Source organism: Flavihumibacter sp. UBA7668 (assembly GCF_002483205.1).
In the GTDB taxonomy this organism is placed as follows: Bacteria; Bacteroidota; Bacteroidia; order Chitinophagales; family Chitinophagaceae; genus Flavihumibacter.
Genome location: NZ_DLHM01000004.1, coordinates 712,297 through 738,108, shown reverse-complemented (window position 1 = coordinate 738,108; position 25,812 = coordinate 712,297). Strand labels below are relative to the sequence as shown.

At 42.4% G+C, this 25,812-nt stretch carries 23 protein-coding genes and 1 tRNA gene; 11 read left to right on the top strand and 13 right to left on the bottom strand.

Going from position 1 to position 25,812, the window contains the following annotated elements; genetic code table 11:
* The first annotated feature begins 231 nt into the window (after positions 1 to 231).
* From panB to B2746_RS11120, 4 genes are all read left to right on the top strand, one after another.
* The gene (gene panB / locus B2746_RS11135) at positions 232 to 1,047 is read left to right on the top strand and encodes a 3-methyl-2-oxobutanoate hydroxymethyltransferase (protein ID WP_290793587.1); all 816 of its coding nucleotides are present in this window, start codon (positions 232 to 234) and stop codon (positions 1,045 to 1,047) included.
* Positions 1,048 to 1,292: 245 nt separating this feature from the next.
* Complete coding sequence (locus B2746_RS11130) at positions 1,293 to 2,816, top strand: aldehyde dehydrogenase family protein (RefSeq protein WP_290793584.1); 1,524 nt, start codon at positions 1,293 to 1,295, stop codon at positions 2,814 to 2,816.
* Positions 2,817 to 2,911: 95 nt separating this feature from the next.
* Positions 2,912 to 4,621: a S8 family peptidase gene (locus tag B2746_RS11125; protein WP_290793581.1), complete on the top strand. Its 1,710-nt coding sequence runs from the start codon at positions 2,912 to 2,914 to the stop codon at positions 4,619 to 4,621.
* 59 nt (positions 4,622 to 4,680) lie between these two features.
* Positions 4,681 to 5,181, top strand: a complete 501-nt coding sequence (locus tag B2746_RS11120) for a DinB family protein (protein WP_290793579.1) — start codon at positions 4,681 to 4,683, stop codon at positions 5,179 to 5,181.
* A 321-nt stretch (positions 5,182 to 5,502) separates the two neighbouring features.
* On the opposite strand, the gene B2746_RS11115 is transcribed toward B2746_RS11120, so the two are convergent.
* Complete coding sequence (locus B2746_RS11115) at positions 5,503 to 7,689, bottom strand: carboxy terminal-processing peptidase (protein ID WP_290793577.1); 2,187 nt, start codon at positions 7,687 to 7,689, stop codon at positions 5,503 to 5,505.
* Positions 7,690 to 7,856: 167 nt separating this feature from the next.
* On the opposite strand from B2746_RS11115, the gene B2746_RS11110 reads away from it, so the two are divergent.
* The 4 genes from B2746_RS11110 (at position 7,857) to B2746_RS11095 (ending at position 11,912) form a co-directional block, all read left to right on the top strand.
* Positions 7,857 to 7,930: transfer RNA gene (locus B2746_RS11110), tRNA-His, on the top strand.
* A gap of 42 nt (positions 7,931 to 7,972) precedes the next feature.
* Positions 7,973 to 8,581 carry a DUF445 domain-containing protein gene (locus B2746_RS11105; RefSeq protein WP_290793574.1) on the top strand — a complete coding sequence of 203 codons (609 nt, stop codon included), beginning with the start codon at positions 7,973 to 7,975 and terminating at the stop codon, positions 8,579 to 8,581.
* 156 nt (positions 8,582 to 8,737) lie between these two features.
* Positions 8,738 to 11,386 (top strand): outer membrane beta-barrel protein, encoded by a 2,649-nt coding sequence (locus B2746_RS11100; protein WP_290793572.1) that lies wholly within the window; start codon positions 8,738 to 8,740, stop codon positions 11,384 to 11,386.
* A 4-nt stretch (positions 11,387 to 11,390) separates the two neighbouring features.
* Positions 11,391 to 11,912, top strand: coding sequence for a GNAT family N-acetyltransferase (locus tag B2746_RS11095; protein WP_290793569.1), 522 nt, complete (start codon positions 11,391 to 11,393; stop codon positions 11,910 to 11,912).
* Here B2746_RS11095 and B2746_RS11090 read toward each other — a convergent pair.
* The 9 genes from B2746_RS11090 to B2746_RS11050 all read right to left on the bottom strand — a co-directional run bounded on the left by B2746_RS11090 (position 11,857) and on the right by B2746_RS11050 (position 17,954).
* Positions 11,857 to 12,555, bottom strand: coding sequence for a LysE family translocator (locus tag B2746_RS11090; RefSeq protein ID WP_290793566.1), 699 nt, complete (start codon positions 12,553 to 12,555; stop codon positions 11,857 to 11,859). The genes B2746_RS11095 and B2746_RS11090 overlap by 56 nt on opposite strands.
* A gap of 11 nt (positions 12,556 to 12,566) precedes the next feature.
* Positions 12,567 to 13,631 (bottom strand): hypothetical protein, encoded by a 1,065-nt coding sequence (locus B2746_RS11085; protein ID WP_290793563.1) that lies wholly within the window; start codon positions 13,629 to 13,631, stop codon positions 12,567 to 12,569.
* The gene (locus tag B2746_RS11080) at positions 13,628 to 14,359 is read right to left on the bottom strand and encodes an NRDE family protein (RefSeq protein ID WP_290793560.1); all 732 of its coding nucleotides are present in this window, start codon (positions 14,357 to 14,359) and stop codon (positions 13,628 to 13,630) included. The genes B2746_RS11085 and B2746_RS11080 overlap by 4 nt, the downstream gene beginning before the upstream one ends.
* Positions 14,347 to 14,847: a DinB family protein gene (locus B2746_RS11075; protein ID WP_290793557.1), complete on the bottom strand. Its 501-nt coding sequence runs from the start codon at positions 14,845 to 14,847 to the stop codon at positions 14,347 to 14,349. Before B2746_RS11075 ends, B2746_RS11080 begins: the two co-directional genes overlap by 13 nt.
* A 64-nt stretch (positions 14,848 to 14,911) precedes the next feature.
* On the bottom strand, positions 14,912 to 15,448 hold the full coding sequence (locus B2746_RS11070) for a YceI family protein (RefSeq protein WP_290793554.1): 537 nt from the start codon (positions 15,446 to 15,448) through the stop codon (positions 14,912 to 14,914).
* Between the two features lie 5 nt (positions 15,449 to 15,453).
* The gene (locus B2746_RS11065) at positions 15,454 to 16,164 is read right to left on the bottom strand and encodes a hypothetical protein (protein ID WP_290793550.1); all 711 of its coding nucleotides are present in this window, start codon (positions 16,162 to 16,164) and stop codon (positions 15,454 to 15,456) included.
* Positions 16,165 to 16,343: 179 nt separating this feature from the next.
* Positions 16,344 to 16,733: a DoxX family membrane protein gene (locus B2746_RS11060; RefSeq protein WP_290793547.1), complete on the bottom strand. Its 390-nt coding sequence runs from the start codon at positions 16,731 to 16,733 to the stop codon at positions 16,344 to 16,346.
* 16 nt (positions 16,734 to 16,749) lie between these two features.
* Positions 16,750 to 17,205 (bottom strand): YHS domain-containing (seleno)protein, encoded by a 456-nt coding sequence (locus tag B2746_RS11055; protein ID WP_290793544.1) that lies wholly within the window; start codon positions 17,203 to 17,205, stop codon positions 16,750 to 16,752.
* A 53-nt stretch (positions 17,206 to 17,258) separates the two neighbouring features.
* Positions 17,259 to 17,954, bottom strand: a complete 696-nt coding sequence (locus B2746_RS11050; RefSeq protein WP_290793541.1) for a Crp/Fnr family transcriptional regulator — start codon at positions 17,952 to 17,954, stop codon at positions 17,259 to 17,261.
* A 97-nt stretch (positions 17,955 to 18,051) separates the two neighbouring features.
* Here B2746_RS11050 and B2746_RS11045 point away from each other — a divergent pair, with 97 nt between their 5' ends.
* Positions 18,052 to 18,828 carry a (Fe-S)-binding protein gene (locus B2746_RS11045; protein WP_290793537.1) on the top strand — a complete coding sequence of 259 codons (777 nt, stop codon included), beginning with the start codon at positions 18,052 to 18,054 and terminating at the stop codon, positions 18,826 to 18,828.
* Between the two features lie 64 nt (positions 18,829 to 18,892).
* Here B2746_RS11045 and B2746_RS11040 read toward each other — a convergent pair whose 3' ends face one another.
* The 3 genes from B2746_RS11040 to B2746_RS11030 form a co-directional block, all read right to left on the bottom strand.
* On the bottom strand, positions 18,893 to 19,534 hold the full coding sequence (locus tag B2746_RS11040) for a DUF6565 domain-containing protein (protein ID WP_290793536.1): 642 nt from the start codon (positions 19,532 to 19,534) through the stop codon (positions 18,893 to 18,895).
* A 140-nt stretch (positions 19,535 to 19,674) separates the two neighbouring features.
* Positions 19,675 to 20,421, bottom strand: coding sequence for an MBL fold metallo-hydrolase (locus tag B2746_RS11035; RefSeq protein ID WP_290793533.1), 747 nt, complete (start codon positions 20,419 to 20,421; stop codon positions 19,675 to 19,677).
* Between the two features lie 44 nt (positions 20,422 to 20,465).
* A complete protein-coding gene (locus B2746_RS11030) occupies positions 20,466 to 21,536 on the bottom strand; it encodes a hypothetical protein (RefSeq protein WP_290793530.1) in 1,071 nt (356 codons plus the stop codon).
* A 102-nt stretch (positions 21,537 to 21,638) separates the two neighbouring features.
* Between B2746_RS11030 and B2746_RS11025 the strand changes: the two genes are divergently transcribed.
* Entirely contained in the window at positions 21,639 to 23,957 is a 2,319-nt protein-coding gene (locus B2746_RS11025; protein WP_290793527.1) for a PDZ domain-containing protein, read from the top strand.
* Positions 23,958 to 24,089: 132 nt separating this feature from the next.
* Positions 24,090 to 25,784 (top strand): hypothetical protein, encoded by a 1,695-nt coding sequence (locus B2746_RS11020; RefSeq protein ID WP_290793524.1) that lies wholly within the window; start codon positions 24,090 to 24,092, stop codon positions 25,782 to 25,784.
* The last annotated feature ends 28 nt before the right edge of the window (positions 25,785 to 25,812 follow it).

The window sequence follows — 25,812 nt, the reverse complement described above, 5'->3', positions numbered from 1 at the left end:
TTACTTTTCTTTGTAAGTTGAATGGAGTATCTTGAAACAGGCGTACTGCATTTTGGGCATTAACCTTAAATATGAAATTAGGTAAACCAAAAGAAAGATTCATTTCTTTGCTTTCAGTAAATAGTTACAATTGTTTTATATGTACGAATTTCTAATTCAACTTCCGAACTTTGAGTTGAATGCCCGAACTTCGGTCTCCCACTTTTAACTTTTGACTTTTAACTTTCCATCATGTCCGTTCATAAAGAAGTAAAAAAAGTAACCACCAATACCCTCCTGAAAATGAAATCAGCAGGTGAAAAAATTGCCATGCTGACTGCTTACGATTATTCCTTTGCACGAATTTTTGATGAAAGCGGCGTGGATGTATTGCTGGTAGGTGACTCTGCAAGTAATGTAATGGCGGGCCATGATACCACTGTGCCCATCACACTGGAACAGATGATATACCATGCGCAATGTGTGGTACGCGGGGTTAACCGCTCTCTTGTAGTGGTTGATCTTCCTTTTGGATCCTATCAATCCAATTCGGATATCGCCCTGGCAAGTGCTATCCGAATAATGAAGGAAACCGGGGGACATTCCATTAAACTCGAAGGTGGTGAAGAAGTAGCAGAAAGCATTCGCCGGATTGTAAATGCGGGTATTCCGGTTATGGGCCATTTGGGGTTAACTCCTCAATCGATCTATAAATTCGGTACCTATTCGGTAAGAGCGAAAGAGGAGGTTGAGGCGGAAAAACTCAAGCGGGATGCGTTAATTCTTCAGGAAGCAGGCTGCTTTGCGCTCGTACTGGAAAAAATTCCGGCTACTTTGGCAAAGGAGGTTTCAGCCTCACTCAGCATTCCTACCATTGGCATCGGTGCAGGAAATGACTGTGATGGCCAGGTTTTGGTGATGCATGATATGCTGGGCATCAATAATGATTTCAACCCGCGTTTTTTACGCAAATACCTGAATTTGCACCAGCAAATTGTGGATGCAGTAGGCCAATATGTGCTGGATGTCAGAAGCCGCGACTTTCCAAACGAGCAGGAGCAGTATTAATTATACCCGGGGCCAACCATCTTTCATCCCATTTTATCCTTGTGTCGTTCGATTGAGTGTCAATCGATTAGCACTGCATTTATAGGAAATAGACACAAGGATTAGACAAGGATAAAGCATGTTGCAGGTCACCAGGCCTGGCAGGCAGCTGTCAGTTACAAAGGTATCCCATGAAGATGGACGCCTGTTTATTGATACCATCCTGAAGCGGAAAACAGTAACTTTGCCGGCTAAAACAGCTTGCAATGGATTTTTTACACGCACTTGGCTTAAAAGATTTCAATCCCGGTACCTCAACCGGATCAAACTGGATGCAATCAACAGGCGAATCAATTCCCTCCTATTCTCCGGTAGACGGAAAACAGATCGGTTCCGTTCAGGCAACTGATAAAGCAGCCTATGAAACGATCATTCAACAGGCTTCGGCAGCATTCATGGAATGGCGGCAATGGCCGGCTCCCCGCCGTGGAGAAATTGTTCGCCAGGTAGGCGAAGCGTTGAGGGCACAGAAGGAAAATCTGGGAAAACTGGTTTCCTACGAAATGGGAAAAAGTTTACAGGAGGGTTATGGGGAAGTGCAGGAAATGATTGATATCTGCGATTTTGCGGTTGGATTATCCAGGCAATTATACGGACTTACCATGCACAGTGAACGCCCCGGCCACCGGATGTACGAACAATGGCATCCGCTGGGCATTGTGGGTGTTATCTCTGCATTCAATTTTCCGGTTGCTGTTTGGAGCTGGAATGCCATGCTTGCCTGGGTTTGCGGCGATGTTTGTATTTGGAAAGCGTCTGAAAAAACACCGCTCTGTTCCATAGCATGCCAAAACATTATTCAGGATGTTTTCACAAAAAATCAGGTTCCGGAAGGAGTTAGCTGCATCGTAAACGGAGGCCGCGAACTGGGGGAATGGATGAGCAAGGATACCCGCATCCCGCTGATTTCTGCTACCGGATCAACCCGGATGGGAAAAGCTGTAGGTGCAGCAGTTGGCGCCAGATTGGGAAAATCCATCCTGGAATTGGGAGGAAATAATTCGATTATTATATCCAAAGATGCCGACCTCGATATGACCCTGATCGGTGCTGTATTCGGAGCCGTTGGAACAGCCGGACAAAGATGTACCACAACCCGCAGGCTGATCATTCATGAATCGGTTTACGAGGCTTTCAAAAACAAACTCATTAAAGCTTACCAACAGTTGAAAATCGGTAATCCGCTGGATCAGCAGAACCATGTTGGTCCGCTTATTGATAAAGCTGCAGTTGAACAATACCTGAATTCTATTGAAGCATGTAAAAAAGAAGGTGGACAATTTATCGTTGAAGGAGGTGTGCTGGAAGGTGCCGGCTATGAAAGCGGCTGTTATGTGAAGCCCTGTATTGCAGAAGCAGAAAATCATTACAGCATTGTGCAACATGAAACCTTTGCCCCAATATTGTATATCATGAAGTACAGTACAATCGATGAGGCAATTGCCCTTCAAAACGGTGTACCACAGGGACTTTCCTCCTCGATAATGACCCTGAATCTTCGGGAAGCGGAACAATTCCTGAGTGCTGCCGGAAGTGATTGTGGTATCGCAAATGTTAATATTGGAACCAGCGGTGCTGAAATCGGTGGTGCTTTTGGTGGAGAAAAAGAAACAGGAGGTGGTCGGGAAAGCGGATCCGATGCCTGGAAAGCCTATATGCGCCGGCAAACGAATACCATCAATTATTCAACCAAACTACCTCTGGCTCAGGGTATTACATTTGATTTTTAATTATATCAACTTAACAGCTTGCAAAAATTACGCGAGCGGCGAACTAATTCCCGCCTTTTTGCGTCATTTTGTATTAGCAATTAAATAAGCACTGCATGAAATTTCTACGAATCTTGCCAGCCACTGCGGCACTGGCTTTGTTTAGCCTCGGAAACGCAATGGCACAGGGAACGAATGTTAATGTGAACAGGGAACTTCCCAAAGGATGGCACCTAACTGATCGTGCTAAAGATGGCTTTTATGGTATCAGCATGGATCAGGCCTATGAATTTGTGAAAGCACGTCCGGGTAAAACCGTTATCGTGGCTGTAATTGACAGTGGTATTGATACCCTGCACGAAGACCTGAAACCCGTTCTCTGGAAAAACCCCAAAGAGATCCCGGGTAACGGAATTGATGACGACAAAAACGGTTATATCGATGATGTGTATGGATGGAATTTCATCGGCGGGAAAGACGGCCGAAATGTAAAACAGGACAGTTATGAAGGCGCCCGGGTATATCATAAATACAAAGCAAAATTTGGAGCAGAAGGATTTGATTCTTCCACATTAACAGAAGAAGAAAAAATCCAGTATGATATGTGGGTAAAAGCTAAAGAGAAAGTAGAAGGTGATGCCGGTGGTGGTGGAGCAGATCTGGTTTTTCTGAAACGTGCATTGGAAAGCAGTCTGAAAAATGACAGTTTGCTGAAGATGGCGATGGATACATCTTCCTACACCGGTAAAGACCTCGAGAAATTTGCGCCATCCACGCCAGAGGGACAAAAAGCCAAAGCCGGGATGTTGTATATTCTCAAAGCCTTCAATATGATGGAAACCGGAAACGGTGAATTTCTGGATGGCTTTCAGGATTTTGTAAGTGGAGAAGAACGAAAAAAAGAAGCGGCTGAAAAAGCTCCGGAAGATTATCGCGGAGCTATTGTGGGGGATAATTACAACGATATCAATGACCGCTATTATGGCAATAATGATGTAATGGCAAATACACCATTTCACGGAACCCATGTTGCCGGCATTATTGCGGCAAAACGCAAAAACAATGTTGGCGTGGACGGGGTCGCTGATAATGTTCGTATCATGGCGATCCGTGCAGTTCCGGATGGTGATGAACACGATAAAGACATTGCATTAGCCATTCGATATGCCGTTGACAATGGCGCGAAAGTGATCAATATGAGTTTTGGCAAAAGCTTTTCGCCAGAAAAAAACTGGGTGGATGAAGCCGTGAAATATGCTGAAACAAAAGGTGTACTCCTGGTTCATGCTGCTGGAAACGATGCATCAAATGTTGACTCTGTTGATAATTTTCCCAACCCTGTGTTCATAAAAGACAAAAATCGGGCTTCCAACTGGATTACCGTTGGGGCAAGTTCCGATCCGCTTGCTGAACCTGGCTTTAAAAGTCTGACTGCCTCTTTTTCCAACTATGGAAAATCAGAGGTGGATGTATTTGCACCAGGCACCAAAATTTACTCTACTATTCCGGGTGGAAATACCTATGGTAATGCGCAGGGAACCAGTATGGCCTCGCCGGTAGTTGCCGGAGTAGCTGCATTTCTGATGAGCTATTACCCTACGCTGACCCCTCAACAAATAAAGGCAGCTATTGAGAAATCAGCGGTTAGTCCGGATACAACGGTTAAAATCCCCGGTACAGATGAAGAAGTGGAATTGGCTGAAATCAGTAAATCAGGTGGCATGCTGAATGCATTTGAAGCAGCAAAAGCAGCCGCCGCAATAGAAGCAGAACAAAAATCCAAACCCGCCCCCAAATCAACCCTTAAAAAAGGCCGCAAAGGATAAATTTTTTCACCGGTCGGGTGCCACCTGACCGGTGATACTTACAACATAAACCAACTACTGTGTACAACATTGTTAATGCCCCTTTTTACGACACCTATATCAAATTGGTAAAAACGGAGGATCTTAGAAAAACGCTTCGTAAGAATACGGAAGAACTGCTTGCATTTTTTGATGAAATCCCCGAGGCAAAAATCGGATATGCTTATGCCGAAGGCAAGTGGACTGTTAAGCAGGTATTGCAGCATATAATAGATGCAGAAAGAATCTTCGCTTACCGTGCTTTACGCATTGCCCGACTGGATCCTACTCCATTACCCGGTTTTGATGAAAACTCCTATGCTGCAAATGCGAATGTTGCAGTAAGGGGCTGGGAAGATATGCTGAAGGAACTCAGGCAACTCAGGAAAAGCAATCTGCGTATGATTAAAGCATTTACAGAAGAACAACTGAATGCGCAGGGCACCGCAAGTGACCATCCTGTTTCTGCTGTTGCAATTTGCTTTATTCTGGCCGGTCATGCGAAACACCACATGAATATAATCAAAGAACGATACCTGTAAAGAAGGTGAAAGGTGAAAGGTGAAAGGTGAAAGGTGAGAAGAGAAGGCAACTTACTTGTATAGGATAAAACTTCCGGCAGAATCCAGGGACAGTTTCTTGTATTGGAAAATTCTCCATATTTTGTTTTGCATGCAATTACAGACGTTACACCTAACAAACTAACAGGTCTTGTAAATCGAACAGCACGCCCTACTCACATAATAAAAAAAGACCGGAAAAATCCGGTCTTTTTTTATACGATTTGTTCTCCGTTACCTTTATCCCTTCTCCCTTCTCCCCTCTCCCATCTCCTTTCTACCATTTCCGCTCTCCCTTCCTCCTCAATTCTCCTGCTTCGATTTATCCAGTTTGCTATCAATTCCCTTCTTCATTGCCAGGTTCTGCTGGTAAATCATATCATTTACTGCGTTGATGGTTTCATCGAGGTAGATATCATTGCGAAGATTTTTCTTCCAGGATTTGTAGCGGGTTAATTTATCCGGATCGGTTGCAAATTTTTCTTCATCACCAGGAATGCTTTCCACTTCCAGTTCATTGTTTAACTTATAAAGTGATTCAATCTGTTTAACGGTAGCATTCACTTTTTTCTTCTCTTCCCGGAACTTCTGTAAATTGAGGGAATATACCCGGTCATTTTGCTCAGCAAGCCAATCGGTATTTGTTTTGATCAGATTAAAGGAATGATTCTGATCTACCCGCATCTGACTGTTACGAACCACCTGATTCAGGTCGTACGGCGATTTCCAGGTAGAATAATCTGCCTTGGCAATTTCATCCCATCCCAATGCTGTTGGATCGTCCTTTTCACGCAGTTTGCTTTTCTCCAAAACATCCGGAACAACAATATCAGAGCTAACTCCCTTTAATTGAGTTGAACCGCCATTAATCCGATAAAACTTCTGCAGGGTGAGTTTAATGGTACCAAGTTCGCTATTGGAACTGAACATACCGGTTTCTTTATCCAGACCGATATTGCGCTGTACCGTTCCTTTTCCATAGGTAGACGTACTTCCTATTACCACACCGCGTTTATAGTCCTGAATAGCAGCAGCAAAGATTTCTGATGCTGACGCACTAAATTCATTTACCATAACCGCAAGTGGACCATCATATAATACACTTTTGTCACGGTCGCGCAATACACTGGGTTTACCATCCCGGTCTTTAACCTGAACAATAGGACCATCTTCAATAAACAAGCCAGCCATCTGAACCACATCATATAAAGAGCCACCGCCATTATTACGGAGGTCAATAATAATTCCATCTACCTTCTGCTCTTTCAGTTTAATTACTTCTTTGGCAACATCCACTGCACTCCTGGCTCCTCTTGGATTATCGAAATCAGCATAAAACTCAGGCAACATTATATAGCCGATCTTGCTTTTACCATTTCCAACAACAGCACTACGGGCAAAACTTTCATCCTGTACGATTTCATCGCGGATGATTGGAACAATTTTAACTGAACCATCTGCTTTGCGGAGCGTGAGCCTGACTTCCGTTCCCTTATTTCCACGGATAATTTTAACTGCATCTTCCACGTCAAAGCCGGTCAGATCCACCGGTTCATTAGCTCCCTGAGCTACTTTCAACACCACATCTCCCACTGTAATTTCATTGGTTTTCCATGCTGGAGAACCAGTAATTACAGATGCTATTTTAATATTTCCTTCCTGCAGAGTAAGCGAAGCACCAATTCCAAAAAACCGACCACTCATCTGCTCATCGAAGTAGCGTTTATCGCGGGGAGGAAAAAAAGTGGTATGCGGATCCATTTTATTAGTGATCACATTCACAAACTGGTTAAAGCGTTCATCATCGTTGTATTTCAATTTCAGGCGATCAAACATACGGGCAACAACTTTAGCCACCCCATCTCTGGCCGAAGCTTCCATTTCAGCATTTGACTGCGGCTTAAACCCTTCCTTACCCTTATTCTTTTCCTGGTTCTCCACCATATCTGCATAGCGTTCCAGTGTCATATATTTCAAGCGCTTGCGCCAGCGATCTTTTTTCTCTTCTAAATTCTTCGGATACTCAAGTTTTTCGCTGTCCCGGATGATTGACTCATCCGTTTGAAATTCGAACGGTTTGGCAAGTATTTCTTTCGTCAGCAATTCTGCTTCCTGTACTCTTTTTTTATAGATTTCGGAAAGAGCCGGAACAAATTCCACTTTCCCGCCCAATAATTCTTCATCAATCTTAAGCTCATATTTTTTCAGGGTCTGCACATCCGACTGCAGAAACATGTTTTTCTCCGCATCAACCGTAGCTATATACTTCGAAAAAATTTCTTTCGAAAATTCATCATTTATCTGCTGGGGACTATAATGCACCTGCTGCAGGATATCTCCCACATTGTGTAAAATCTTTTCATATTTGCCGGGGGGATCAGCATGCTTGGTTCCCATTGAGCGGAATCCGATAAACAGGGCACAACTCAGCAGGACCACCAGCACAGGTAAGCTTCTTTTATTAAACATAATTTTCACCAGTTTTTGCATTGTATCAAAAATAACGATAAAACAACCAGCCTTGTTGCCGTGAAAACCAATTAACATTGGATTATGATGAGTGGTTTCTGACATTTTTTTCTTCACTTGCTGAAGGATTCAAATTTTTACCTATTTTTGTGCCCGCTTTGAAAAAAGCACCTGCGATAATACGCATGGAGGCTGTAGCTCAGTAGGTTAGAGCATCAGATTGTGGTTCTGAGGGTCGTGGGTTCGAAACCCATCAGCCTCCCTCTCATCCCCCACACAGTGGGGGATTTTTAATTTTATTACTATGTCACTCTGGCTTTTATTATTACCGCTCATTTCAGCCTTTATTGGATGGTTTACCAATTGGATCGCTATCAAAATGTTATTTCACCCACGTGAACCTAAAAAGTTTCTTGGTCTTACGATTCAGGGCATATTCCCAAAAAGGCAGGAACAATTTGCTGAAAAACTGGGTAAACTGGTAAGTCAGGAACTATTGTCCTTTGATGAAATTGCCGGTAAACTGACGCACCCCGACAACCTGAACCGGTTAACTCCGTATGTGGAAGAGCATATCGATCATTTTCTCCGGGTAAAGCTTAAAGAAGCGATGCCAATGATCAGTATGTTCATAGGGGATAAAACCATTGCGCAGCTAAAAGGCATTTTTATGGAGGAACTGCAACAGCTGTTTCCTGTAATCATGGAAAAATACATGGGTACACTTCAGGAGCAGCTCGATCTTGAAAAAATTGTGGTTGAGAAGGTTCGTTCCTTTTCCTCCGATAAACTGGAACAAATCCTGAACCAGATCATGGCTAAAGAATTCCGATTTGTTGAAATCGTGGGAGCTGTTTTGGGATTCCTGATTGGTTTGGTACAAATCGCCATAACCTGGCTCGCATCAAACTAAGCCGGCTGATTACCATTTAAACCGGAATTCTTCCATTTGTCCTGAATTCTTAAACCAGGCAAGTCTTCAGTTGTCTTATACCATTCATACCAATCGCAACGTTCAATCACCCAAAATGACAGAACTTTGCGCACACTCAGAGAAAAAAACAGTCGAATGAAACATGTATTGGCAGTATTGGTCCTTTTTATAGGATCTATTACTTATGCCCAAATGCCCGCAGGAATGGGCGCTCCCGGAGGCCGTCCGGGTGGTGGCGCAGGAAATATGAATATCGGGCGCTTTTATGGCCGGATCATTGATGCATCGAATAATAAAGGGGTTGATGCTGCTTCTGTCCAGCTCATCCAGAACAAATTTGATGCCGCTACCAAAAAAAGAAAAGACACCATTATTGCCGGAATGCTGACCGATCGCCGGGGTGAATTCAATTTCGAAAGCCTCCCGGTTGCGGCTACCTATAAGCTGGTAATTACTGCAATCGGCTTTAAAACAATAGAGCAGAAAGTTGGCTTTGAACTTAATATGACCGGTGGAGATATGCAAAAAGCGCTCGCCGGAGTTGACAAGGATTTGGGTAATATCAAACTGGAAGCCGACCCAAAAATGTTGGAAAACGTAACTGTTACCGCATCCAAACCTCTTATGTCGATGGGAATTGATCGTAAAGTATACAATGTCGACAAAAACCTGGTTTCTACTGGAAATACAGCGGAAGATATTATGCGGAATATTCCTTCTTTACAGGTTGATATTGACGGCAGTGTTACCATGCGGAATGCCGCTCCTCAAATTTTTGTGGATGGCCGTCCAACCACACTTACGCTTGACCAAATTCCCGCAGATGCAATTGAAAGCGTAGAGCTGATTACCAACCCTTCCGCAAAATTTGATGCCTCTGGTGGTACTGCAGGCATTTTGAATATTGTACTTAAGAAAAATCGCAAAGCAGGATACAATGGAAGCATCCGTGCAGGTATTGATAGCCGATGGCAGCCAAACGGTGGGGCAGATATCAATGTGAAGCAGGGAAAGGTAAATATGTTTGCCAGTGGTAATATCCGTACCCGTAAATCAATTTCAGAAGGTAATACATCGCGTACCACTTTCATAAAGGATCCGGTAACAGACCTGAATCAGGATGATTACAGTGTCAATAAAGGTCAGTTCATGTTTGGCCGTGCCGGGCTGGATTATTTTATGAATAACCGGAATACGGTAGGTTTCTCGGTTAATGCAGTTCGGGGGAGTTTTAATTTCGAAAATGAAAGTGCAATTCAAACCGACAGCCTGTTTCCTGGTGATACCAAAAGCAGTTTCAGCAGGCGTATTTCGGATGGAGAACGCTCCTTCCGGAATATCGGTTCTTCAGTATATTACAAACGACTCTTTACCAAACCCGGCCGTGAATTAACTGCCGACATCAACTACAATCGCAGCAAAAACGACAATAATACCACCATCAATAATGATGTGCTTGCGGCTCCTAACGGAAGTATTCAACGTCGTTTTGGCCAGTTGAATACCGGAAACGGAAACAGTTCCAACATTACCTTTCAAACCGATTTCTCCAACCCATTAACGGCTACATCGAAACTGGAAACCGGATTACGGGTAAATATCCGGAACCAGGAAAGTGTGAATAATATCAGTCTGGTTGATGGAAATGGAAATGCTGTTTTTATTCCATCCCTTTCCTCCCAGTTTGACTATACCGATCGGGTATATGCCGGTTATGTTACCTATACCAATAAATGGAAAAAACTGGGTTATCAACTGGGCTTAAGAGCAGAGAGCTCTGAATATGACGGCGAAGTACTGACTACAACCCCTCCGCCTGGCAGTAAGGATACGCTCATGGGTTATGGTAATAATTTCCCGTTAAGTCTGTTTCCAAGTGCATTCTTAACCTATCAGCTAACGGATGACGACGAACTTGCTTTTAATGTAACACGTCGCATCAACCGCCCGAATTTTTTCCAGTTATTCCCCTTCACCGATTATTCCGATACGCTGAACCTTACCAGAGGTAATGCCAACCTGCGCCCGGAGTTTACTGCCTCATTTGAATTGAGCTACCAGAAAAAATACGCTGCTGGAAATTCATTAATTGCCAGTATCTATTATAAACATACCACCAACCTGATTACCAGAAACCAGGTTGAAATGGAAAACCCTTTTAATGGAAATGAAGAACTGATTATCAGTTATATCAATGCGGATAACAGCCAAATTGGCGGACTTGAATTGATTGGCAGAAATAAAATAACCAAATGGTGGGAACTGGTTTCCAATTTTAACCTTTACCAATCAAAGATCAATGCCAACCAGCCGGGTATTCCCAACCAGGAAGCTATTACTTCTTATTTCTTTAAACTGAATAACAGCATCAAACTGGCCAAGCAATTAACCCTTCAATTAAGTGGAAGTTATACCTCAAAAACCATCCTCCCTCCGGGTGGTGGCGGTGGCGGCGGCTTCATGTTTGGTGGACCGCAAACTACAGCACAGGGGTTTATCCGTCCCCGGTATGAAGTGGAAGCTGCCCTTAGGTATGAATTCCTGAAAGAAAGAAGAGCCAACCTGACATTGGCAATCAATGATATCTTCCGAACCAATATTTATGACCAGTACAGTGCTTCTCCCGGGTTTGAACAAAATACCTGGAGACTGCGTGATCCACAAATTCTCCGATTGAATTTCAGCTGGAGATTTGGTAAATTTGATACTTCTTTGTTCAAGCGCAAGAATATTAAGGGCGATATGCAGAATATGCAAAACATGAACGAAGGGGTGCAATTCTAACACAATGAATCAATATAGTATTCGATTCGGAATGGCCCCTGATGCAGGGGCCATTTCTGTTATCTGCAGTTCCGGATTTTATCAGGTACATGAGTCCGGTTTTGTAAAAGAAGATCTCGAAAGCTTTTGCAAACAGGCTTATTCTCCGGAAGCCATTGCTGCAGACCTGGCCCGGCCAGACCGTTTTTATATAGTACTAGATTTTCAGGAACAAGTTGTAGGCTGCTTACGGATGGCACCTCCAAGTCTCGAACTTGCAAAACCCGATTCGAAAGGATTTGAACTGGCCAGGTTCTATCTGGAGACAGCCCACCAGTCAGGCGGCTGGGGAGGAAAAATGCTGGATGCAGCTGAAGCCGAATCATTAAGAAGAGGGTATGAAAATTCCTGGTTACATGTTTTTGTTCCCAATACCCGTGCACAGGCATTTTATACCAGGCATGGTTACACGAAAATTGGAGAAGAACAACTTATTTACCAGCAATCTCATCCAACCGGCTTTGTTTTGAAAAAGACGTTGATTTAAGCCTATCCTGCATTGGTTTATTTAAAACCCGCACCAACTGTATGGCAGATGACAGCAGAAAGACGATTGCTACTGCCAGATGAATTGCCCTTTGTGAGGCATTGATTCGTTTTACCAGCCATTTGCCTCCAAAAATAAACAGTAGCAATCCGCTGATGGTTCCCAACGCAATTCCAATGGTATAAATATTAAAATGAAGAGCATCCGACTGAAGGAGTTTAGTACTGAAAAGGTAACTGCTCCATAAAAACCAAAAGGGTATCTGAACCGGATTGATGGCACTCATCGAAACACCCAGCCAAAACCTGTTTACCTGATTATTCAGCAAAACAGGTTTCGCCTCGCTGTTTTTTTTTCTGGCTACCAACAGGCTGCTTATCCCCAGTACAGCAAACAACACCACTGTTGCCCATTCCATGTAATAAAATACAGTTTGGTTAGCGAGAATCCAATCAATTCCCTTTAATGATAAACGCACATAAATCAATTCAACCAATGCCACTCCTATTGAATAATAAAGTGATCGCCGAACGTTTTCCTGAACCGCAATCTGCATGGCCGTAATATTCAGTGTTCCAAGCGGAAGACTGCCCAGAAAACTTATTAAAAGTCCGGCAACAAAAAGGAAAAACAGATTTACCATGAAAACATCATCTAAACATATAATTGGGCAATTGTTTTTTCAAACTGAGCATTGTCGCGGAACATTTTCACCCCCTCCGCAAAACTCATATAAGGTATGCCTTTTTTATGGTTCAGCAGGCTGATCCGGTAACACCAGTCCCAGTGCCGGATAATCTCTTTCCAGGCAAAAAAAATTGAATGACGGGGATCATACATATGGGTTGGTTCGGAGCCTGCACCATTTAATTCTATAATGGAAAATGCACTTCCTTCTTCCAATTCCTCCCAGGTTCTGAACCGGATATCCATCCTGCCATAATAAAAGCGGTCTACCTGTTGAAGTATCAGGTCTATTTGCTGTTGAAGAGCTTCACTTGCACGAAAGGTATCATCAATAAACTTTGCACCACGGGCATGATTGCCATAAGGTACCAATTCCTTTCTTTCACCTTTGGCGATTACTTTATCAAGAGCATCTCCATGCATTTTTTGCAACGCATCCAATTGCAGGATAAATCGTTTCTCCTGTTGGCATAATTCTCGAATGGTATGAATACCATCACCAATTACCGTAAGAAACTCTTTACTAACGATACCGGTTATGCGACCTTTTTTTTCTCCGGGCAGGCGACAATAAAAAATCCCAGCTTCCAGTGGAAGATCAGCATATTCCTGCACCAGGAATTCAAGCGGAGATTCCTGGCAGTAAGCCCTAAGATCAGCCGCGTTTCGCAGCTTCCGCACCCCCATGCCTCTTGCACCAATATCCGGCTTGGCTATTAACGGATATTGAAGTCCGGATGCATGAATTCTCGCCATCACTTCATCAGGATCAGCGGGTAATGTTACCAATATTGTTTTGGGATAAAACGCTGCAGGTATCAGGTCATAGATCTTTTTTTTGGATTCCATCAAAAACCCACCGTTTTCAATGGTTGGATTGGAGGCAGAAAAAAAGAAAAAAGATCTTGCCCGAAGGCAATAATAAAACCAAACCGGAACAACAGGTATATAAACGGCAGCGAAAGACCAATATTCCCAGTTGAACAACCGGATAAAAAAGGGTCTGTTCAGCACCTTCTTCAATAGGCTCATGAACTTGTTTCAGATAGGGTGAAAGCGTCGAGTCTACACTCGAATTGCTCCTGGCTTTGTAAATCGCTATAATACATACAGGCATTTTCCTGGTGCCATTCCATGCAGGTTATGCTTACCGTTAGCATTTCATTCCGGCGGTTCATACGCAAATCAATGGAACTATCTCCTTCTCCTCCAAACTGATGAAACAACTGGATAGCGGAAGCTGTTGGCTCCGGATTATTTGTCAGCCAGTCGTTAAACCAGGCTTTCCTGCGTTGTATTACGGCATCCTCGTAAAGCGTTACGGAGGACCAGATATGGGGTTCTTTGGCAGATACATAGCGACTGAATTTAGACCTTCCATCCCACCTGTTTTCCTGAAGCACACCATCCTGAAAAACAATCAGGGTGAAGGGTTCAATCTGATCCAGGTTTACCTGTTCGAACCCATCGAGGAGTTGATCTGCTGAACAGATTTCAAGAAATACGAGTCCCCGGCTTTTCCTATATGGATAAACGGGAATATGTTTTTCCCATCCGCCATTTAACAGAACTGCCATCTGCCCATTAGGTTTCATGGTAATCCAGGTGCCCTGGGCTTCCGGATCTTTGGGAAAAAGCAGGCTGGTTCCATTTACCTGATACCATTTGGGAGGAAGAGCCCTTGCTCTTTGAATTTTTTCATCCCGATTAGAACAAATCAAAGCGCCTCCCGGAACAGGAATAAAACTCACTGTACACATGACCGCTGGTACTTTATAGTGGAGGAAGCGACACCATACCCATCCGGAATCCTGATTCCGGAAAGCTCCAGCAAACCAACCTTGATCAGTGCCATATGATGGATCGTATGTTCCAGGTTATAGGCAATCTCCCGGTAAAAATTGGTATCCAGCTGAACCTGCTCATGCGTATCGGTATCAAACCCGGCATACAATTTCAGGGTTCTGTTAGGCTGATTAATGGACGCCTCGATTTCAGCCAGCAAAGCTGCGGCAAAGTCTTTATCACATTCGATTCGGATATCACGTTGTCTGGACTCATAATTAACCATATCGTTCTGCAATCCTGTTAACAGGCATTGATACATCTCGATTATATGACGGGTATGCTGACCAATGGTAGCACCGGAAAGGTTCTCACAAGATTGGGTGTATTGGGCATTGGTCAATTGATCCATTACATCTGTCATTTGACCAAACGCATTCTGAACAGCTAACTGTAAATGCATGAATTATAAAATGTTGGTTTCGAATTTACTCTTTTTTACTACGTTTTCGGATTTCTTATATGATTTATTGTTTCGCAAGCACTTTTAACCGAACCCGGACTTCTTCCGAGAGACTGATACTACCTCCCCCCACATTAAAATCTCTCCGGTTAATGTTAAACCTACCTTCAAAAAGAACGCCATCTTTTTGTTGGCGGGCGGTAAAGGTCAGCAAAAAGCTCTTACTGATGCCCTTTATGGTAAGTTTTGCAGTCATATTATACGTATCCGGAGATCCGGTGGATTTAAAATCAGAACCGGCAATGGAAATTAGGGGGAATTTTTCGGCATCAAAATATTTATCACCCCGCAAATGGCGGTTTCGCATATTGATACCTGTTTCAATCGTAGCAGCGTCAACCGTAACCATTATGGAGGAAGAAGCTACCTTATCCGGATTAAATTCGATTTTCCCTTTCAACCCCCTGAAACTTCCATCAACCCCTGAGCCAAAATTATTAATTGTAAATGTAACGGCTCCGGCTGCATCCATTGGTTTTAATACCTGCGCCGACAGTAATATTGGCAAAAAGAGCAGGATCGATACCAGCATTCTTATCATACCCCCTAATTTAAGGAATAAGTTAATCCCAGTCCTAACAGATTTGCCTTATTACGGAAGCGATCATTCGGTTCCGGAACCTCCTGAATATCAACCCGTGTTTGGTATTCAGCAAAATAAAATTGATAAATTCCCCGCAAGCCCCATTTGTCGTTAAGCTGGTATGTAAGAAAAAACTCAGAATTAAGGGACCCTTTATCCAGATCACCCGTCAATAATAAATTTAATGAAAGTGGTTTGGCCTCAACCGATTGCTGCTGACCATCCGTGGTAAAAATAGCCGGGGAATTTCGTCCAACAGACAAACCAATCAGGTCAATATTAACACCCACCCTGAATTTTGGACTAATCCGATAGGCCAGTTGTATGGCTGCATTGAATGAAACTACCAATGGACGCTGTACGGTGAGGGTATCCCAGTGCTGGGTTTCCTGTGATGAAAAAACAACTAAAAATGGTGTGGTACTTCCTCTTGAAATGGAGGCAGGTGCCGTCCAAAAATCTTTTTTTGATCCGGAATAAGCGCTGATTCTTGGTCCCAGGCCGATTTCAAGACGTTGTTTTTTACCAAATTTCCAGTGATGCCAGGCACCCAGGCTCAGGATTCCCTGTGAAGAGCCGGCAGCTACCGTCAGATCAAATGATGGACGGAGTTTTTGTTGCGCTTTCATTTTTATGGTGCAGCACAATAGAAAAATAAGCAGAAATGGTTTCATATATACAATTTTGGAATCTGGGAGATCTGGTCCGGGATCTGTTGAATCTTCCGGAACAACCGGTTGCAAGTTGTTCTGCCTCTTCAGGTATCAGTTCAATTAACTCTGTAGCAGTGTTTCAGCAGATTTTCTGCAAGCCATTACAAACAGAATGCATCCCAACAAAAGCAGTTTGGTTTTCACTGTTTGTTTTTTAAGAGTAGTTGAAGAATTTTATCTTTTTCCCACCACACTAATACTATGCAGGAAATAAAAACAATACAGGCATATATAAATAGCAGCGCATCTCCATTAAAAACAATTCCCAAAACAGTAAGGTGAGAAAAAATTGCACCCGACATCAGGCCAACGCCGAGCAATGCACCGAATCTTGTAAATGCCGGCAACAAAAGCAAAACAGAGGCAAGCAATTCCAGTATACCGGTTAGTATTCTGCCCCATGGTTCAATGCCCAATTGGGTAAATAACAGGACCGATTCCAGGTGAGCAGTAAATTTAAAATAAAGCGTTTGAAACAGGAGAATAGCTGCAACCAGGCGGCATATCCATTGAACCCAGCTTTTTTTCATACTGATTTGATTTCTTTTATTTACGGATAATTTTCTCCCAATTTGCATCTCCCCTTGCCTTCAGATTTGTTTCGTTCTTATTCCAGCTGACCAGGGTGTTATTGAAGTATTTATTGTAAAAGAGGTAAAGTTTTCCGTCTATGAGCTTGAACGTTTCCGGGTCTACTTCCACTTTTTTTCCATAATCACCCATGGCAAATGCACACCATCCACCATAGGCCGGTTCATAGGCAGCCGGTTTTTTTTTAAAGGCTTCCCTATTGGCTGCTGACGAAAAGAGCCACTCCACTCCTCTATGGGTAATTGCAAAGTGGGTATCTCCTCTGACTGCCTTCTGCTGGGCATGATAGGCGACGGCATCATAGCCCTGCAAGGCCCGGCCTTTTTCTATGTTCCAGTGGCTGGTACCCGCTTGTGCGGTAGCCAGAATTGATATAATGATTGTGCTAACAAAACTGATGAAATATTTCATTACTGGTGTTTGATTCCATAAAACTAGACACCAGCAAGAAGGAATCTTGTCAGCTAGCCGACAGCTACCAGCTTTTGCAGGGCTTTAACATCCGGAATTAGAATAGCGCTACGTGTAAAGGACAATAAGCCGGTTGCCTCCAGTTCATTGATAGTAGACGTAACTGTTTGCCGGGAGGAACCAATCAAACTGGCAATATCTTCATGGCGTAAATAATTAGGAATATTGACAGATCTGCCTGTAACCGCTTCATTTTCCATCAACATCAGTAAAAATCCGGCTAAGCGGGTTTTTACATCTTTATGAAGCAATCCTACCAACCGATTTTCCAATCTCTTTAATTGATGTCCAACCAGCTTACTGTACCGTAATGCTATCCCTGGTTTCTGTTGTAATAAACGCTCAAATTCTTCAATATTAAATGCGCAAAGACTCACATCACCTTTATATGCCTGGGCAAACTCCCCGTGTAAGTTATTTCGTTCAAGTGTTATCTGACCAAAGACCTCTCCCTTCCTGATTATTTCCTTAACCACTTCCCTGCCCTGTTCATCTATATAACCAATTTTAATGTAACCTTCTTTTAGAAAGTAGAGTTTATTGTGAAGGTGAGATTCAAAATAGAGGTATTCGTTTCGTTTTGCTTCAATAAAATGATGGATAAGATTCAATTCTTCATATTCTTTGTCCGATACATCTGACCAGAGATTGTAATTTCGGATTAGCAGTAACTGTTCCTCCACCCCCATTTGCACCAATGTTTATAGCAAATTAGTCAATTTAGCCTTTACACTAAAAAGGAGATTTCAAATCAATTCGTATAGATTTACAAAAAATACCGATTCTATGCAGGTACCAACGATGGCTGAGCTGATGGCATCCGGAGAACAACCAGAGATCCTTTTTTGGGTGGGTTGCGCCGGAAGTTTTGACCAGCGGGCACAGAAAATTACCCGTGCATTTGCCCATATTCTAACAACGGTCGGAGTTAAGTTCGCAATTCTGGGTAAGGAAGAAATGTGTACGGGTGATCCGGTGAGAAGAGCCGGAAATGAGTTTATGTTTCAGATGATGGCCTACCAGAATATTCAACTATTAAACAATTACGGAATCAAAAAAATTGTTACGACCTGTCCACATTGTTTTAATACTTTGAAAAATGAATATCCAGAATTAGGTGGGCAATATGATGTTGTACATCATGCTACCTATTTACAGGAACTGATTGATACCGGAAAAATTAAAATAAAAGATGGCGGTGCTTTTAAAGGGAAAAAAATCACTTTTCATGATAGTTGCTATTTAGGAAGAGCCAACCAGATTTATGAAGCCCCCCGTAAAGTTCTTGAAGCACTTGATGCTGAACTGGTAGAAATGAAGCGTTGCCGGAGTAATGGCCTCTGTTGCGGTGCTGGCGGCGCACAGATGTTTAAGGAAGAAGAAAAAGGAGTCACCCGGGTAAATTGGGAAAGAACGGAAGAAGCCATTGAAACAGGTGCTTCCATTATTGCAGCAGCCTGTCCTTTTTGTAATACCATGATGACGGATGGTATTAAAACTAAAGAAAAAGAAGATAGTATGCAGGTATTGGATATTGCTGAATTGATTGCAAAGGAGCTATAACTAAAAGCCCCTTATCCTTTCAGATAAGGGGCAAAACCAACCGTCCTGCTAAAATCTTATATACTTAATTTTTTGAATCAGTATTTTCTTCAACTTTCGCAGTAACCCGATTCACAGCTTTTATACTTGCGAATTTTACTTTCTGCTTGGCTATTTCACGATTTTCAGGGCCTGGCAAATCTTTTTCTATTTCATTTTTTCTATTGTCCAGCGCTTCATACAATACTTTGATTTCATCCCAGTCCTCCCTGGTATATCTTTCTTTGTTTTTTTCAACCGTATTGACAAAATTCACATACACATCTTTTGCATTGGCAGCTGTTACCCAGGAAAATGACATATCATTTCCAACTTTACCTGTCCCAAAAAGTTCATCACGCATTGCCTGCTTTGACTCGCCGGCTTTAATATTTGATTCAAATTTTACTCTCAATGATTCAAATTTTTGCTCCGCATCAGCAAGTTCTTCTTTTACTTCTGCAGACAATTCTCTGCCTTCTGCTTTCAGTTCCGCTTTTTTAGCATTGTAGGAAGTACTGATTTCATCCCATGTTTCTTTGCTGTAATTAGAGACATTGGTAGAAACGGAATCAACATAATTTTCAATATCAGCTGCAATTTGCTCATCTTTTGCGCTGTTATTTTCACAAGCTACCATAGAAGTGGCAGCTACACTTAAAATCATTAAATAGTGACTTGTTTTCATGACTGTTTGTAATTAGGTTCACTCCTTTAATTCAACGATTGTGCCATATCTTATTCACAAAAAAAAATAGAATGAAACCAATAAAAACGGGGAAAGGAATACCCAGTTGGTCATCCTTTCCCCATTTAGGTATTAATTTATCAGTACCAGGTCCTTAATCGTACATCTATTGCCTGATTTCCTTCTTTTACAAGTCGGGCAAACTCTTTTATATCACTAAACCCTGCCGGTTGGCGAAAATGGAAAGGATAAACAACGGCAGGACGGAAAGCAAGCGTTGCGCTGGCAGCCTGTTCCACATCCATTGTATAAGGCTTGTTCATGCATAGAAAGGCAATATCAATAGAACGGAGGGATCTCATTTCCGGAATATCCTCCGTATCTCCGGAAATATATACCCGCTTCCCTCCCAAATTGAGAACATACCCATTTCCCCTTCCTTTGGGATGACGTACATTGGGTGAATCCGGTAAATTATACATAGGAATCGCGCTTATTTTTACCCCCTTCAATTCCATCGAATCTCCATTTGCCAGTACGCTGATTTTTTGTTCCGCAGACAGAAATTTTATTAAACGATCTCTTACCGCCCCTGGTGCAATAATGGTCGCCTTTGTCAAATTTAGTTTTACCAGTGTACTGCTATCCATATGATCACCATGAATATCTGTTATTAGGATGATATCTGCCGCTGACATGGTCTGATACCGTTCCGCACCTCCATAGGGATCTACTGCAATCCGGAGATTATTCCAGCTCATCCACAAGGAACCATGATATACCGGCTGAATTTCAAGAATTCCTTTATTGGTAGTGAATGCATCTACCTGAGCCATCGCCCAAAACGACTGCAAAAGCACTACTATCGCCAAACAGATTTTTTTCATATTTTTCGGTTAAACAGTGTATTTATAAGGAGACAATCGGCTCATCAGTTTTGTTCAGTTTTCCTGATATACCGGTCTAAAGCAGGCACGCAATCAAAAGCAGGTTTCTCCCATTCACTAGGTTCATTCAATGCCTCTCGTATTTCTTTTATTTCTTTATTGTAATTGACCACAGGGGTTCTGAAGCGTTCTGCCGTTTTAAGAACCTGCTCCATATCCCAATTGAACATTCCTTTATAAAAATGAGAAGGATGGGTACTGGATCGAATTCTCTTTCTTATTACTACTGACATTTGAAGAAATCCCAGCCGAACCGGTTCCGTAAACCGGGATAGGTCATCCACATCGTTTGAAGCAAGAAAGGTAAACACTTCAGGAGCCCATTCTGTATGTATTAGTCGAATCATTTCACCCTGCCAGTCTGGATGTGTTTTTATTTTCTCAAGAGCTCTGTTGCGAATTTCCGTCTGCTGGTTGGCATCCGTAAAAACGAGTATAAAAACCATATTTTTCAAAACATCACAGGAGTCAATGTCATTAAGCATACGCTGCTGGTTCGAAGAATACTGTTGTTTTTGGTAGATTTTGGAGATGCTCTGCTGACGGATTGCGTCAGCACCCCAGGCAACTATGCCGGATAAAAGTCCAATTGCACCATAAAAAGCCAGCAACAACAAAGGCCATTTTAGGAAGGAATGAGGAAACATGGATAGCAGTCCCGGATTTAATAAAACAAATCCGGAAAGTATTAACAATGGAGGCATAATAGCCGGACCTAAACTTGAAATAACTTTAAAGAAAACAGGCAGCGGGCCTGGTTCATATTTCATTAAGGCACAAAATGCAGTAGTTAGCAGACTACCTAACACCACCAGACTGGTCCAGCCAAATTTTGTCCAGACACTACCTTTAATCCAGTTAAGACCACCCTTGTATGCAATCAATAGAGAAACCAGCAGCATCGACAGGATCAGCCCTAAATTCAATAAGATCACTGCCCATCCATATCCCATTAATCCATCCCCATGCGGTTTGGATTCGACATATAAAACAATAAATAGCCCGAAGTAAAATAAACTGGCAAGAAGCAGTAAAATATTGCCAAGGAGAATCATGGTAAAGGTTTTGCTAATTTACTTGAACTTTGCTTTAAAAAATGAGCCTATATTCAGTTCTTTCAAGAATGTAGTATGAAACGATTTCTGTGCTTTCTAATAATGTCGCTATCATTTCATGGTTTTGGTCAGACAACCTGGTATATAGATATAAATGGAAAAGACACCAATTCAGGATCCAAAGTAGCTCCCTTTAAAACGGTTGAATATGCGTTATCAAAAATCCGAAACGCGCCTGCAGGAGATATCAGCCTGGTACTTGGTCCCGGAATTCATTACCTCCAATCAACACTCCTTATAAATCCGGCAATTCTTAACGGGCATCGTTTACATATTACCGGATCTTCAGAGAAAAAATCCATCCTTAGTGGTGCACAACGCATACGCCCTGATTGGAAACCCTGGAGAAATGGAATTTGGGAAGCATTCATTGGAAATGGAATAAAAGCGGATCAATTATATTTCAACGGTAATGCCTTACCGATGGCCCGTTATCCCAATATAGATTCAAATGCCCGATTTTTTATGGGTACTTCATCCGATGCTCTCAGCAAAAAAAGAATTCAACAATGGGCGAACCCTGAAGGAGCTTATGTACATGCTTTACATCAGGCGGAATGGGGCGATTTTCATTATAAAATTCTGGGAAAAGCTACCCCAGACAGCCTTGTGCTGGAAGGCGGATGGCAAAATAACCGTCCATCTCCCATGCATTCAGAACATCGGTTTGTTGAACATATTTGGGAGGAACTCGATGCTCCCGGGGAATGGTTTTATGACAGTAGGAAAGGCATACTTTATCTTTTGCCGCCGGATGGAAACTCTCTTTCGAAAGCGAGGCTCGAACTTTCACACCTGGATAAATTAATACACCTGGAAGGAACGGAGGCCACACCAATTCGTGCTGTACACTTGTCGAATCTTGTTTTTACTGGAACCAACCGTACATTTATGCATCCCCGTGAGCCGCTTTTAAGAAGTGATTGGACCATCAACCGTTCCGGGGCAATATTGGTGGAAGGCTCCGAAAATATTCAGATTGAAAACAACAGCTTTCATCAATTGGGCGGACATGCCGTTTTTGTAAGTCGTTATAACAGAAATTGCAAAATTGAAGGGAATCATATTTATGAAATTGGTGGAAATGCGATTGCATTTGTTGGAGATCCAGCTGCTGTTCGATCACCTTTGTTCCAATATGAAGAACAACAAAAAGTAGAGGAATTGGACCTGATTCCCGGTCCTAAAACAAATCAATTTCCTTCAAATTGCCTGGCCCATGATAACCTTATTCATACAATTGGGCAAATCGAAAAACAGGTTGCCGGCATACAAATCAGCATGGCAATGGACATCACAGTCAGGCATAATACCATCTATGATGTTCCAAGGGCCGGTATAAATATCGGTGACGGTTGTTGGGGTGGGCATCTCGTGGAATTCAATGATGTTTTTCGAACTGTATTGGAATCCGGCGATCATGGTGCCTTCAATTCATGGGGAAGAGATCGGTACTGGGTGCCCTCCATCGAACAGGTGGATGAGCGGGTAACAACTAATCCGGCCCTGCCCTTCCTCGATATAATTAAACCCATAACGCTGCGGAATAACCGCTTCCACTGCGAACATGGCTGGGATATTGACCTGGATGATGGTAGTAGTAACTATTTTATTTACAATAATCTTTGTCTAAACGGCGGACTTAAATTACGGGAAGGGTATAATAGAACAGTCAGAAATAATATTCTAATCAATAACAGTTTTCATCCACATGTCTGGTATGCAGACAGCAAAGATATTTTCACCCAAAATATTGTTACCAATCCTTATGCTCCAATCCGGATCCGCAACTGGGGGCTGCAGGTTGATTCAAATTTCTTTATACAACCCAAGGGATTAGAGGCTGCACAAAAATCGAACACCGATTTACATAGCCGAACTGGTGATCCGGCATTTAATCTTAGATTTCCAGGTGATTTCTCGGTGCAAAAAGAGTCAGCTGTTTTATTAACGGGTTTTGAAAATTTCTCAATGGATCAGTTTGGAGTGATTTCTCCCTCCCTTAAAAAAATTACAGCTCAACCACCCATCAAAGAAATAGCTCAGCTTAAAACCCAGGTACCCGGACAATTAAATGAATGGCTGGGTGCCACCATAAAAAATATTGAAACATTAGGAGAGCAATCCGCTTCAGGTTCACCTGATAAAAATGGAGTATTACTTATTGATGTGCCAGCCGGAAGTCTGGCTGAAAAAAACAAACTGAAAAGTGGGGATATCATCCGGGAGTTAAATGGTCAGCCGATCGGCAACCTGGCTGACTTATTTACTATTATTCAATCCATCAGCTGGCAGGGACAAACAGAAGGCCTGGTTTTACAAAACCAGCAGTTAAAAAAAATGACCATCCACATGAAATAATCGGCTAATCTTCCATTTCATTCCATTTAAAGAAAATTTTAGGTCTATCATCGAAAAACATTCACAGGGCTGGATAATAAGTGCAATTTTGTATCGTTACTACAGAGTTCCACTTAGTTAATCGTACCCATTGTGAAAAAAATTTTATCTATTTGCTGGCTGTTGCTACTGCAACAAATACTTTTAGCCCAGGCAAGGGTAACCAGGTTCTACTCTGATTTCAACGGATATTATACCTCCGCTTCCAATCAATTAAATTCTATATTACCGGATAATAGCCATAATTTATTAGGTTTTGTTTACAATGGAGTCACCTATTCAACCGGCGTTGATGATGCCAAACTAACTGCCAATGGAGTAAGTTTTCTTCCGCAAACTTTTCGTGCAATTCCTCTTAATAATGTACCTACAAGTGGCGGAGATTATTTTGTAGGTCTCGGTCAACTATATGACGGAATTAATGCGGGTGTTAATAATAGTTCTGCGGCTCCTTTTCAGGGAAGTCCCATTAGCGGTGCCGTACTTTCCTCCTTTTTAACGGATGGGATTAACGGGTTAGATATGGGAACAGGTCTTGCTAATATTCCTGCCGGATCAGTTTTGCAATTTAATTTAGGTGCAAGTGGAATTTCTGCAGCTGCAATTGGCGATGGCGTTCCGGATATTTTATTTGTTCAAATTGCCGACCCAAGTAATAATGGTGACAGAATGAAATTCATCAACAGCAGTGGTGGTACAGTGGGAACGGAATTCACATTTAATCTAAACAGTTTAGTTAATTTTCCAAGGTTAGCCAATTGGAGAGCTGATTTTTATAACCCGAATAGTACACAAACACTCAATTCTTATATCAACACCATTCGTCCGATCAGAATGCTGGCATTGGATCTGTCTCAGCTTGGTATTACATCTTCAAACTATACAGAGGTGGTTCAGTTGGTATATACTACGAGCGGACAGGCGGACCCTGCTTTTGTAGCCTTTAATGAACCATCGGTTAGTTTGCCATCAAGGCTCGGCGTGCATTCACAACCCACTATTTACCAGACGAATGTGGCAATGAATCCTGAATTTCAGGTAAGATTGTTAAACAGTTTTAATCAACCGGTATTCCAGGCAAATGTAGCCATCACTGCAAGCCTGGAAACAGGAAATGGAGTTCTTGCCGGTACGTTCACCAGATACACCGATGCAAATGGAATCGCCTATTTTAATGATTTATCATCCAGCGGAAATAATACCCATACCCTGCGCTTTAATTCAACCAGTTTAACACCTGCAGTTTCAGGTCCGATAACGTGGAGTACACTTCTTCCGGTTCGCTGGGCAGGGTTCAGTGGCAGTCTGAAAGGAAAAGAAGTTCACCTTACCTGGACGACCACTATGGAACAGCAAACGCTGGATTTTCTGGTAGAGCGAAGTAATAATGGCCACGATTGGAAAGCTATAGGCAATCTTCCTGCTGCAGGTACCTCATCCTTACCCAGAAAGTATGGATTTACAGACATGCAGCCAGTACCGGGAAATAATTTTTATCGGATAACCCAGAGAGATACGGATGGCCGTCAAAGCCGGACAGACGTTATCAAAATTCAAAACAGTCAAAACACTTCCGGCTTTAAGATTTTGTCCAATCCGGTTATTTCAAAACAATTACTGCTGGAAACAAGCCACCCGACAACGATTCAACTCTATTCAGGTTTGGGAATGCTGCTCCTAACCAGAGATTTGCCAGCAGGACGAAATGCCCTTCCGGTTGATCGGTTAGCATCGGGATTCTATTATCTTAAAACTCCGGAAAAAACCTACCCTGTCGTTATTCAATAGGTAAACATCCGAAATGGGATTTGTTTTT